The sequence below is a fragment of the Nostoc sp. PCC 9305 genome, assembly GCF_963920915.1.
Taxonomy (GTDB): Bacteria; Cyanobacteriota; Cyanobacteriia; order Cyanobacteriales; family Nostocaceae; genus Nostoc.
The window spans coordinates 1-11,836 of the sequence record NZ_CAWUDN010000082.1; the positions used below are offsets into that span (position 1 = coordinate 1).

The 11,836-nt window shown below is 40.4% G+C and carries 9 protein-coding genes; 4 read left to right on the forward strand and 5 right to left on the reverse strand.

Annotation, left to right across the window (positions count from 1 at the left end; all coding sequences use genetic code 11):
* Positions 1 to 40: 40 nt before the first annotated feature.
* On the reverse strand, positions 41 to 376 hold the full coding sequence (locus ACM0OX_RS25445) for a hypothetical protein (RefSeq protein WP_414517675.1): 336 nt from the start codon (positions 374 to 376) through the stop codon (positions 41 to 43).
* Between the two features lie 286 nt (positions 377 to 662).
* Here ACM0OX_RS25445 and ACM0OX_RS25450 point away from each other — a divergent pair, with 286 nt between their 5' ends.
* Positions 663 to 2,156, forward strand: a complete 1,494-nt coding sequence (locus ACM0OX_RS25450) for a DUF1565 domain-containing protein (protein WP_414517676.1) — start codon at positions 663 to 665, stop codon at positions 2,154 to 2,156.
* 131 nt (positions 2,157 to 2,287) lie between these two features.
* Positions 2,288 to 3,082 (forward strand): hypothetical protein, encoded by a 795-nt coding sequence (locus ACM0OX_RS25455; protein ID WP_414517677.1) that lies wholly within the window; start codon positions 2,288 to 2,290, stop codon positions 3,080 to 3,082.
* Positions 3,083 to 3,235: 153 nt separating this feature from the next.
* On the opposite strand, the gene ACM0OX_RS25460 is transcribed toward ACM0OX_RS25455, so the two are convergent.
* A complete protein-coding gene (locus ACM0OX_RS25460; RefSeq protein ID WP_414517678.1) occupies positions 3,236 to 5,305 on the reverse strand; it encodes a tetratricopeptide repeat protein in 2,070 nt (689 codons plus the stop codon).
* A gap of 484 nt (positions 5,306 to 5,789) precedes the next feature.
* Between ACM0OX_RS25460 and ACM0OX_RS25465 the strand changes: the two genes are divergently transcribed.
* Positions 5,790 to 6,050, forward strand: coding sequence for a hypothetical protein (locus ACM0OX_RS25465; RefSeq protein WP_322672580.1), 261 nt, complete (start codon positions 5,790 to 5,792; stop codon positions 6,048 to 6,050).
* A gap of 557 nt (positions 6,051 to 6,607) precedes the next feature.
* Here the strand turns inward: ACM0OX_RS25465 and ACM0OX_RS25470 are convergent.
* Both ACM0OX_RS25470 and ACM0OX_RS25475 read right to left on the reverse strand, forming a co-directional pair.
* On the reverse strand, positions 6,608 to 6,886 hold the full coding sequence (locus ACM0OX_RS25470; protein WP_414517679.1) for a hypothetical protein: 279 nt from the start codon (positions 6,884 to 6,886) through the stop codon (positions 6,608 to 6,610).
* A 323-nt stretch (positions 6,887 to 7,209) separates the two neighbouring features.
* Positions 7,210 to 9,549, reverse strand: a complete 2,340-nt coding sequence (locus ACM0OX_RS25475) for a PhoX family protein (RefSeq protein ID WP_414517680.1) — start codon at positions 9,547 to 9,549, stop codon at positions 7,210 to 7,212.
* 266 nt (positions 9,550 to 9,815) lie between these two features.
* On the opposite strand from ACM0OX_RS25475, the gene ACM0OX_RS25480 reads away from it, so the two are divergent.
* Positions 9,816 to 10,769, forward strand: coding sequence for a glycosyltransferase family 2 protein (locus ACM0OX_RS25480; RefSeq protein WP_414517681.1), 954 nt, complete (start codon positions 9,816 to 9,818; stop codon positions 10,767 to 10,769).
* A 147-nt stretch (positions 10,770 to 10,916) separates the two neighbouring features.
* On the opposite strand, the gene ACM0OX_RS25485 is transcribed toward ACM0OX_RS25480, so the two are convergent.
* On the reverse strand, positions 10,917 to 11,693 hold the full coding sequence (locus tag ACM0OX_RS25485) for an SMI1/KNR4 family protein (protein WP_414517682.1): 777 nt from the start codon (positions 11,691 to 11,693) through the stop codon (positions 10,917 to 10,919).
* Positions 11,694 to 11,836 lie beyond the last annotated feature (143 nt).

Sequence of the window (11,836 nt, forward strand, 5' to 3'; positions counted from 1 at the left end):
GATTAACTCAGCCCTGCTGGGTCATTTTGTATGGCTTAGTCTAAACTCCAGTCTCTAGGCGTTGAGATAAAGCTTGCCGACTCACAGACATTGCCTCTACCCACAACAATCCTTCTATTTCTAGGCAGCGCAGCACATCTGTTAAATAATTTATTTGTCGATACACCAAACTCAGTATTATTGCTGCCATCACAGGTAAGGTTAGTACCCGCGATCGCAAACTACGTTCTTTGTCTTTTATATCTTTGAGATTGGCAAATGTCCCTGGAGTTACTAGCTCAATCAACCGTGATTCGATCTCCTCACTTGTTGGGGCAGGGGAAGTTACCCGATGTCGAAAGTCTGGATTTCCTTGCTTCTTCCGTGGCTTACTCATAGCTATTCTCAACGCCCTTGTGTTGAGTTTAACTATTGAGTTTTACCCACTTGACAAGACTCTATTTTTCTTAACTTGACACCAATGGCGAGACGCCCACCCCACAATAAATAGTTGGATATTTTTTTATTTGGAAGTCCCTAACCTTTGTGTACACAGAATCTACTTATCAAAAAAAGTCAGGTGGATATATTTTCTATACACAAGGATATTACTGTGAAAAAGTTTGCTACAAGTATTGTTATTTACGATTGTCATAATTAAAACAATTGACTCTCAACTATCAATGGTGAACTCTACCCTCGTCGTCACACTCTATGTCAACCCTATGACAGGGAATGATAGCAATACTGGTTCACGGTTGAGTCCATTTAAAAGCCTCACCCGTGCTTTAAAAGTAACCAAAATCCCGACGATAATTCATCTGGAGTCGGGGATTTACAACGCCGCTAGTGGTGAGGTGTTTCCACTAATCGTCCCTGGAGAAGCGACAGTGGTGGGTAATGAAGCTAACAAAGGTGCAGGGATTGTAATTTCCGGGAGTGGTGAGTATCAAAGTCCCAGTTTTGGTATACAAAATATTACGCTGCTCTTGGTAGATAATGCCAGTCTTTCAGGTGTAACTGTCACCAATCCCTCAGCCAAAGGTACTGCTATCTGGATTGAATCGGCTGCACCTACTTTAAGTAACAATACTCTGAGCAACTGTGGGCGGGAAGGTGTGTTTACCACTGGTACTGCCAAACCCACAATTTTAGATAACGTATTTGTGCAAAATACTGCTAGCGGGTTAGTAATGGCAGGTCATAGCCAGGGAGAGGTACGGCGGAATGTATTTCAAAGAAACCCTTTAGGCATAGCAATTAGTGACTTTGCCGCTCCAACGATCGCCAATAATAAATTATCAGAAAATCGCACCGCGATCGCACTTTCTCGCAATGCCCAACCTGTGCTACGTCAAAATCTCATTGCTAAAAATACTCAAGGTGGTTTATTAGTCAATGGCAATGCAGTCCCCGATTTAGGTAATACCAAAGATCCAGGTGATAATATTTTTCGCGATCATAGTGAATTTGATTTATATAATGCTACTACACAAAAGTTAGTTTCCGTAGGTAATCAATTAAATCCGTCTCTAGTCAAGGGTTTGGTAGAATTACTCCCAACTAATCGACCAGAAGCTTTGACACAATCCCCATCTCCCGAACTAGAGGGACATTGGGCAGAACCATTTATTCAGGCATTAGCGAGGATGGATTTAACTCATGCTTTTGCCAATGGTAGCTATCAGCCAGATAAACCCATGACTCGCGCCCAGTATGCAGCTTTGGTAGCGATCGCTTTTAACCCATTTCCCAAAATCCCATCTCCTGATTTTACGGATGTACCCAAGGATTTTTGGGCTTATAGCGCTATCCAAATCGCGGCTAGCGGTGGCTTTGTTGGCGGATTTAGCGATCGCACTTTCCGCCCCGATCGAGGTGTGCAGCGGCTACAGGTGATTGTCTCCTTAGTAAACGGACTGGGACTACCAGCTATCGATCGCGATGTTTTAGAAGTATATAGCGATCGTCATACCATTCCCGACTACGCCCGAACAGCCGTTGCTACTGCTACACAACGGGAAATCGTTGTCAACTATCCAGATCCGAAAGTGCTTGCACCTTTACGTTTGGCAACATACGCCGAAGTTGCAGTGATGATTTATCAGGCATTAGTCGCTACTGGGCGAACATCTGCGATTAAATCAGTCTATGTGGGGTTGCATTCTAGAAGTTGACAAGTAGAATAAGGAACACTGCCTATTGGCTTGACAACTATTGGAAAAATAAACCATGTAGTTAAAAGCACGCTAGGCTAATATGCGATGGGTGACAAATCTTAGACCTATTGCCTAAAGCTAATAGCCCCATGTTAACAACACTTCCAGACACCTCTGCCAACTTGGCGATCGCCTTATTAATTAACTATAGTTTCGATCTCAGTGGGTATAGTGCCAATGAGCTAGTTGAGCGTTGGCAAACGCAATACCCCCTTAATTGGCTACACCTGGCAGTGATTGAGGCACTATATCAAGGTCGTTATAAAGCCGTTTCCGTGCAGCAAATTTTAGTATTTTGGCAGCGCCGGGATCAAGCTACGTATCATTTCAACATGGAATTTGAACGGATGATTTGTAGCAAATTTCCCCAAAGCTTAACGTCATCGGCTGCACCAGTTCTACCGCCAGCCAAGAAAAAACCCACTCTAGAGCAAGTGACGAGTCCTCAATTACCACCAGCTAGGATTCGCAATGGCTATCAACACAGCAATACTGCGACTCTCCAACTGAAAAGTTATGAACCGAAGACATCTTTGAGTGAAGAAGATGGAAAGCAGGAAGATAGAGATAATAAAACTGTATTGAAGTCTCCGCTTTCTGGGAAATTTACCTCTTCGGCAACCCTTGAGCGATTATCTGCTGTCAGCCAGAGGCAAACTTCACAAGAAAGTCCAGCGCTTTCCCCATCGCCAAACCATCATCAACGACAGCCAAAACTGCTCCCACCGGCTCCTATTCATGCCCCAATCGGGCAATTTACACCCGAAACAAGCGATCGCTCTGATTCTTTTACATCTAAACTTAAAGCTATGTCTAGCGAACATAACCCAGGTGTGGGGAGTGGGGAAAGAGGAGCAGGGGAGCAGAGGGGCAGGGGAGAATGACGAATGACAAATACTTCTCTACAAGAGGCTGCGCCCGAAGCGTAGCTATGCCGCAGGCTTTACGACTACGCGGTAGTTAAATCTCGACTTCGCTCGATTATCGCGCAGTCGAAACTCAGTACAAGTGACGAATGACAAATGACAAATGACATTTTATTCTGCAACTAACAGCTTAAAGCGTTCATCGTCGGCAATATCATCAAAATCGAGGTCAGTTGCTGCGTCTTCTTTATACCTGGGATTAAGTTCAATCGCTTGTTGTAGAGTTAACAGAGATCGGTCAACTTGTCTTTGCAGTGCGTAACAGGCTGCTTTGTTGTAATAGGCACTGGCATAATCTGGCTTAATTTCTAAAGCTTTGTTAAAACTAGCGATCGCTTCATCATCGCGTCCCAATCTTACCAACGTATAACCATGTTTATCCCAGATTTTGGGAGAATTAGGTTGGAATTCTAGCGCTTTCTCAAAGGAGATTACTGCCTCTTCGTATTGTTCTAATGTTACTAGGGAAAGACCGCGATTTAACCAGGCAACGGCATCGTCAGGTTTAATTTGTGTAGCTTTGTCAAATGAGCCAAAGGCTTGCTGATGTTGTTGTAAGTTTCCAAAAGCAACGCCGCGATCGCACCAAGCTTGATGATAATCTGGCTGAATCGCAATCGCTTTATCATAGGATGCGATCGCATCTTGGTAGCGTTTCAATCTTCCCAGAGTTAGACCACGTTTTAACCAACTCACAGGTTCATCAGGTTGGATTTTAACTGCTTGGTTGTAAGCTGCGATCGCATCTTCGTAGCGCCTTTGAGAAAACAGATCGTCTCCCTGTTTTACATACTCATCAGCAGTGAATTCTGGTTGTTGTGGCTGTTCCTGTATTTCTTGCTCAAATTCAGAATTTACCACTTCTAGAATCGATTCCGGCGTAATTTCAGTTAGTTCTTGAAGAATCAGATCCTTTCTTTCTTGGGCATCCAATTGTAACTCAGAAAGTTGAGAAACAAACTCAGTTTCTAATCTTTCTAACTTCTCTAAAATTAGAATCTTTTGTTGTTGAGCATTCCATTGTAATTCTGAGAATTGCGAACTAAACTCAGAGCCAGATTTTTCTAAATTCTCAATAATTAGCTCTTTGGATTTTTGAGCATCGACTTGTAATTCAGATAATTGCAATTTAAATTCTGACTGCAATGCTTCTAAACTCGCAAGAATTTTATTTTTTTGCTCTTGAGCATCTATCTGTAATTCCGATAATTGAAATTTAAGTTCCTGCTCAAATATACCTAAATTATCAACGGCAATCTCTTTTTGCTTTTGAGCATCAACGTGTAATTCTGATAATTTTTCTAAGAATTCTGCCTGTAATTTTGTTAAGATTTCAAAAATTATATCTTTTTGTTCTTGAGCATCAGACTGCCATCCAGAAAGTTGAGATGTGAACTCAGACTTTGATATTTCTACATCAGCAACGGCTAGTTCTTGTTGTTGTTGCACGCCTAACTTTAACTTAGACAGTTCTTCTGCGATCGCAGATGCTAATTTTCCTAAATTCTCCAGTGCTATATCTTTTTGTTGTTGAGCATCAAACTCTAACTTAGATAATCCTGAAGCAAATTTTGACTCTAAATTTTCTATATTTTCTTGAGATTTTTTTAGTTCTGCTTCTAATCTACTTAAAACCTGCGCTTTAGCTAAATCTAGATCGGATATCAGAATAGATACATTTTCTTGTTCGTGTTTAATTTTTTGTTGTAAAGCAGTCGTTTCCTGTTCTAATTCATAATTTATTTTTTTCGCATCTTGAATAACATTTTCAGCTTCTTGTCTAACAGTGATTAGCTGATTTTGTAATTTTTCCATTCCCTGGACTTGTTGCATTGCCCTATCAACAATTTCTCGAATTATCACCCGTCGCAACAGCCATAACAAAGCAATGACTGCGACTGGAAAGAGACTTAGTATAACTAGCCAAATATCGAGTAATATAGTTGTGCGGCTAAAAGTGCTTTTAAAATCAGATTGGACTTGCTGTTGAATTCGCTTTTCCGCTCGTAGTCGTGCTAACTCTTCCCGTTCTGAATTCGACAACACTGGAGTCAGAGTTAGTGCTGGGTTGGGTGATGGTGCAGATTGTCCACTGGCGATTCCAATAGATAACAATAAGGGTAAAAATACAATCGTACTTTTTCCAATTAAAGCGAAAACAGCTTGATTTTTGCTCTGCATAACAACCATCTGAGTCTGTTGGTCAGTTTTTGAAGCGGCTTGCCTCTCTCCAATCTATAACAGAATTAAGTGGTTAAATGTTGTAGAGGGAGTGTAAAATTCTGAGCCATCCTTAACTAATCCGTTTTCTCGTCCTGAGTGTACGTACAACTTTAGTCTTAGAGTGTAGTCAAGTTTGTGACAACTTTTGGTGAGGTACTACTATAATATTACTACGTTGCGATCGCTGCTAAAGATGATGAAAGTCAAGCAGTAAAAATAATAATTTATCAGCCGATGGAAAACAAAATGCGAAAGCATCGACGCTTTTTTCGACCATCCACCGAACAAGGTTCGGACTTTGTTTTTATAGATAAAAGGGCGGTGAAACTGAAAGTTCTACCTGTATGGGAAGTGTCAGGTGTGGTTACTTCGCATTAACATTAGATTATCTACGGTCAGTAGATTACTTGTCCTCAAATTAACTTAACAAAGGCGGTAGAAAATGGGTCGCATAAATCCTTACACACTGCAATTGCAGATTACCCGAATGTTTGAGCAAGGGCAATCATTATTTGCCACAACCAAGGTACAGGAATGGTTGAAAGAACGTAAACATAATCCAGAAGATTATGACATTATTTTCCATAAAAAACCCGCACCTCCTGGTTCCAAAGAAGTGATGGTTGTGGAAATTGAATTACGCCGCAAAGATGGACAACCTGTAGATCCGTGGTTGCAGGAACAAGCAAATCTCCATGCCTGATTTTCGTAACGATAGCAGTCCTAAATTAGATGTGAAAACCTCTTTTTCTCTTCTTGGCATTTTGCAGAAAAAGTGGTTTGTTCATTTTCACAGCTTAGATAGGATTGCTATGTGTGAGGGCTGCGCCTACTTTTCCAGTGGCTAGTGTATAACGGTCATCATGTATCATTATTATTTTGCTTTCAAAAATAATTTGCATTGAGGCTTTGAGCGATCGCTTATCCACCAACTATTTTTGACCACACCCATATTATTTCTGGATCTGAGCAAGAGTCCCTAGAACCACAAGATTGAATCCCTATATTATTCGCAATTGATACTCGCGAATAATTTTTCTTTCTGTATATTTGCACATTTGGGATGCTCCCTACCTGGGTGGCTCATACCGGAAATTATCTACGGTCACTTCAATGGCAAACCTCTTAAATTTGATGAGTGAATAAGTGCGATGGCTACGCCGGTTCACTTGCAACCATCGCACCCAATCCAACCTAATAAAAAAGCTGGCTGTGATTTAGGCAGCTTTTTTATTAGGATGAAATAAAAAACGCTAAGGCTTAAATACACCAAATCCGGAAGCAGCCTGCTATTAAAGTTTTTTTCTTATTTACAGCATTTCTATTTTGAAATTGAGTTTGTTTGGCGCTGTAATTAATTTTCAGCGCATTGTTTCCTAATGTATTGTACTTTTTAATCGGTGTGTTTAAGGTAGGTGCATTCAGATTATTCTCTAGAGTCACACCCTGATTGATTTTGGCAATAGCAGAGTTTCCAGAAAAAGCTATTGCGCCAACGATTACGACTCCTAAACCTTTAGTCAAATTCCAAACATTCATAATTGTATTCCGCTTTTTTTTACCAATTCTAAATAAGAATATACTGAAACCAGTAATTTATACTATGCTTTTGTCCTTGGTGAGCTTTTATTTTTTCATGTAGTGTAAAAAACCAGAATCTAGATTTTATAAGGCTTTGAGGATTGTGGTGAGAAATCCGGGCTAACCATTTGCCCTGCCCTCGCCACAAAAATTCATATATTCCTTTGATGATTCCTGTAGCGATCGCCCTTTGGGAAAAAGTTTGCGATCTACTGAAATTAATAGTACTACTTTGAAAATTAATGTGGAGACGTTAGATAATAACGTCTCTACACACATAGTTAGATAAAACTACCAGTAGGATTCTTACGTCTGATACCAATTACAGATGGTCGGGGAATACCTGTAGCTTGCTCCTTACCACCATCATTTTTTGAGATATTACTTGGCCAACTACTGCCACGAGGTAAACTTCGAGTTTGATTAAATGTACTACCATTCAAATCTAGTAATTCAATGCTGCGACTCAGCATTGTGCCATCGTTAATTGGACAATCTTCACCAGGATGCTGTACTGAAATAATCAGTGTATTTCCGACAAAACTTGGCCCGGTCATTTCGCAACGCACTGGCCCATGAGCAAACGGTATTACCTGTCCGGCATTTGCACCACTGGTAGGGATATAAAACAGCCAGTTATTACCGAATACTCCGGTAAAATCGGAAACATTACCACTAACGGTATGATCGATTTTGGTTTGCTTACCTTCAGCACCTACATTAAAACCGTTGTGAGTGTCGGTAGACATATCCGTGACACCCCAAACATTTCCCTGATTGTCAAAAACTAGATTATCAACGTTGGCAAAACCAGCACCATTAACTGAACCGGCTTCGCCGCCTTGGGCAAATCTCTGCCACCGAAAGGTTAAACCTGTGGCATCGGCACTATCTTCAATAATTTTGTACAGTCCTCCTGATTGCTGAGTCGCCTTGGCATCTGTACTTAACTTGGCAACTTGAAAAATCCGCGAATCAGGATAACCATCACTTCCCGGCGCACCATCAGTATAGGCAATGAATACTTCTTTGGTGGTTGGATGCACTTCTATATCTTCGGGACGCGCTGTGGGAGTTCCCCCGACTAAGTTTGCAGCTAAAAAGGCATCACTCAGAACAGCACCTTGGCTAGAGTAGAAGTCAGAGAGTTTCTTATTTTGATAATCAGGTAGTGCTTTTGCTTCGTTAGTGCGATCGCATTTAAATTTACCACCATCTTTGGTTTCACCTGCAATTCCATTGCGTCTCGGTAGTGCTAAAAGACCTTCTTTTTGTACTTTCTGCAACGCAGCAAATTCTACAGAAGATAGAACTGTCGGCGTAATTGGATTGGTAGCAGTAGTTAAAAGTAAGGGTATCCATTTACCTGTACCGTCTGGATTGTAACGGGCAACATATAAAGTTCCCTTTTCCCACAAGCTACTGTTAGTTTTACTGGTGGGTGAAGAAATAGTGTTTGCACTGACAAATTTCCAAGTGTGTCCCCCACGTCTGTCATCACCCAAGTAAGCAACTAATTTTTTGCCTTTTTCAACGCGCAGGGCAACATTTTCATGGCGAAAACGACCCAACGAAGTGTGTTTGCGGGGACGAAATTTCGGATTTTTGGGGTCAATTTCTACAATCCAGCCGTATTTTTCGCCAACTAATCCAAAAGTCTTGCCGATAGTTTTCTCTGTATAATCTGTCTGAGTACCATTAGCTTTGACTCCTTCTGTAAAGCTATTTTGGAAGTTCTCTTCCGCAGATAAAATCGTTCCCCAAGGGGTTTTACCGCCAGAACAGTTGAAGGCAGTACCAATAATTTTGTTGCCCAATTCATCAGAGGAGAGATTAAAAACTTGGCTTGCAGCTGGGCCAGTTCCGATTAAATAATTTTTGTCACCTTTTTGGTGGTTGCGGCTTCCCCAAGCAGTCAGATTTTTGTAATCATCATTGCGTTGGCTATTGATACCCAATCCAGAAAGACCATGAAGGCGGCGATTTTTGGCATCTTTGACTACAGCAAAACGTTTATTCTTATTCTGGCGAGAGATGCGAACAATTGAGCCACCTTGATTATATAAAAATTCACCTTCAACTTCAATATTTCTGCTGGAGGGTAAAGCCCAACCAATTACGTTTTCAAATGCATCGGGTAGTCCTTTCAGATCGGATGAATCTTCTACTACTAAACTAGAAAATGGAAAACTAATGTATTCATGATTCACCCATAAATACCCGACATTATCAGTTTTACTAAGGGGAATAAACCCAGTGAAATCGTTGTTGTAACCGAAATAATCATCTTTGTTGGGAAAGACGCGATCGCCCCAACTGACAATTACATAACGTTCGTACTCTGGTGGCACTATCACATCATCAATAACGTTATAGCTACCTAACTTAATATCCGCAGATGCATTAACTATTTCTCCCTGACCAATTCCTGTTGGCAAGAAATTTTTATGCTGTTGATAAATTGGTAGGGGATGTGGTAAGCGTACAGGTGTAAAGCTGATACTGGGCGTTTTTACATCTGCCCCACTAGCAAAACTATTTAGAAGTTTGTCTCCCAAAATAGCAGCACCAGCACTGCCAGCAAGAAATATTAAAAGTTCTCTCCGACTTAATTTAGACATCAAACTTTCCTCTGTGTGACAGAAAAAACTAGTAGAAATAAACTCTAATTTCTGAAAATTTATGGTATTTGAAATAGCTAATAACTTATTAATAATAAAGGGATAATTATTTTATTATTTACTCTAGTTTATAATAATTAAGCTTAGGTTATAAGGTAATTAACTAAAAATTATCACCTTTTACTATTTCCTTAGCTCAAATCAATTAAGGAACAGTGTCAGCGCCCCATCTGTCCTATCCTGGAGATGGATAAATCAATAGTGTTGTGGGTGAGACTGTGTTTTTCAGCGTTGTGATACCGACTTATAATCGCCAACCGATTTTAGAAAAGTGCCTCCGCGCCTTGGAGTTGCAGGAGTTAAGTCAGCCAAGTTCAGTTACTGATTACGAAATTGTCTTGGTAGATGATGGTTCTACTGATGGCACACTGGAGTGGTTAGCAGCACACAAAGAGGAGTTTCCTCATGTGCGCTGGTTTCAGCAAGATCATGCTGGCCCAGCTGCGGCTCGGAATTTGGGAGTAGAAAAGGCGCAGGGAGACACAATTATCTTTATTGATAGCGATTTAGTAGTGCTGAAGAACTTCCTGCAAGCTCATGCTGACGCACTAGTGCAGGGGAAAGAGAAATTGGGGAGCGATCGCTTTTTCACTTACGGTGCAGTTATTAATACTTGTAATTTCAACAATCCAACAGCTGAACCCTACAAAGTCACAGATTTTTCAGCAGCTTTTTTTGCTACGGGAAATGTAGCAATTCCCAAACATTGGTTAGATAAAGCGGGACTTTTTGATACTAGTTTTCAACTCTATGGCTGGGAAGATTTAGAACTAGGCGTGCGGTTGAAAAAACTAGGTTTGACACTAATTAAATGTCCAGAAGCCGTAGGATATCACTGGCATCCAGCATTTAACTTAGAGCAAATTCCCCGATTAATTGACCAAGAAATTCAACGCGGACGTATGGGAGTTTTATTTTATCAAAAGCATCCCACATGGGAAGTGCGAATGATGATTCAAATGACTTGGCTGCATCGGTTACTTTGGGGAATTTTGTCACTTAACGGCGTGTTAAATGAACGGACAATGGCTCCGTTATTGCAATGGCTAATTAATTTAGGTAAACCGCAATTGGCTTTAGAAATTGCCCGAATTTTCCTCAACTGGTATAACGTTAAGGGTGTTTATCAAGCCTATGCCGAAATACAGCAAGTATTGTGATTTAAACACCTTTGGGAAGTACCACCATGTAATCAACCGTGTAAAGATGCAGGATGTCGGGTAATGAGGGAAAGTCGACATGGGGTTAAAAGCGCCTACCTACAGTAGAGTATTCAGCCCCAAATCAGCCCAATCATTGTCACTGTCTTACACTGTTTTACTTTTGCCCTTGCTGTATTTTTTATGTATCTTCTCAATTGCAAATTCATGCTCATGCTCATTTAAGCTTTGCTCTCGAATCTCAACCCAAGCAAGTAACATATTTGTCAAACTCGGCCACTCAATTTTCGGGATAAAATCACTATCGTAGAAGCTGATTACAGGTGAAGTAACTTGCTGTTCTTCACTACCAATTACAGCTAATATTAAATCCTCAAAACAATCAATCGGGAACCAGCGTGGATCAATCTTGTCCTTGTGCATAGCTTGACGTACTAAACCTTTGTACATACTCATAGCTTTTTCTAACGAAAAAAAAGAATCATCAGTAATAAAGGGAAAGTCAAAGTAATTATCAAAGGAGTTCCAATCTTTTGATGTGTCAGCCAAACCAATAGGTAAACAACCATTACCTTTTTGATATAAATCAATTATTTCTAAAGGCAACTGAAATGGATAATCTTTTGTAATATCTTGTATTTGTTCAAGAGTTAATTTCGGAGTAGAGTAATTAGATACTACTTTTTGCAATGTTTCAGGACTGAGAGACTTTCGCAGTTCCCGTACATCTTTTCCTACTGCGTCATATCCATTATTCAGCATCCAATAAAACACTTTCATGTCGAGACTTGTTGGAGCATCGAAACTTGAATAGTAAGTTGCAATCCGCTCAATAGCTTCTATCATCGCCGACATATCAATTAATCTTTTTATCTCTAACGGCTTTTTAACTATAATCTCTCTATTAATCGTCTCAAAACTCAAAACTGCACGTTCACCTATAACTTTCAGTAGCTTAATTTCAAATCATGACCACTAACTTTTCAATCCACTCCCACTCAACAGGGTAGTTTTAGCCAATACTTCGCAATAGAGATACACAGCACTGGTTCTCATAACTCTTGCTC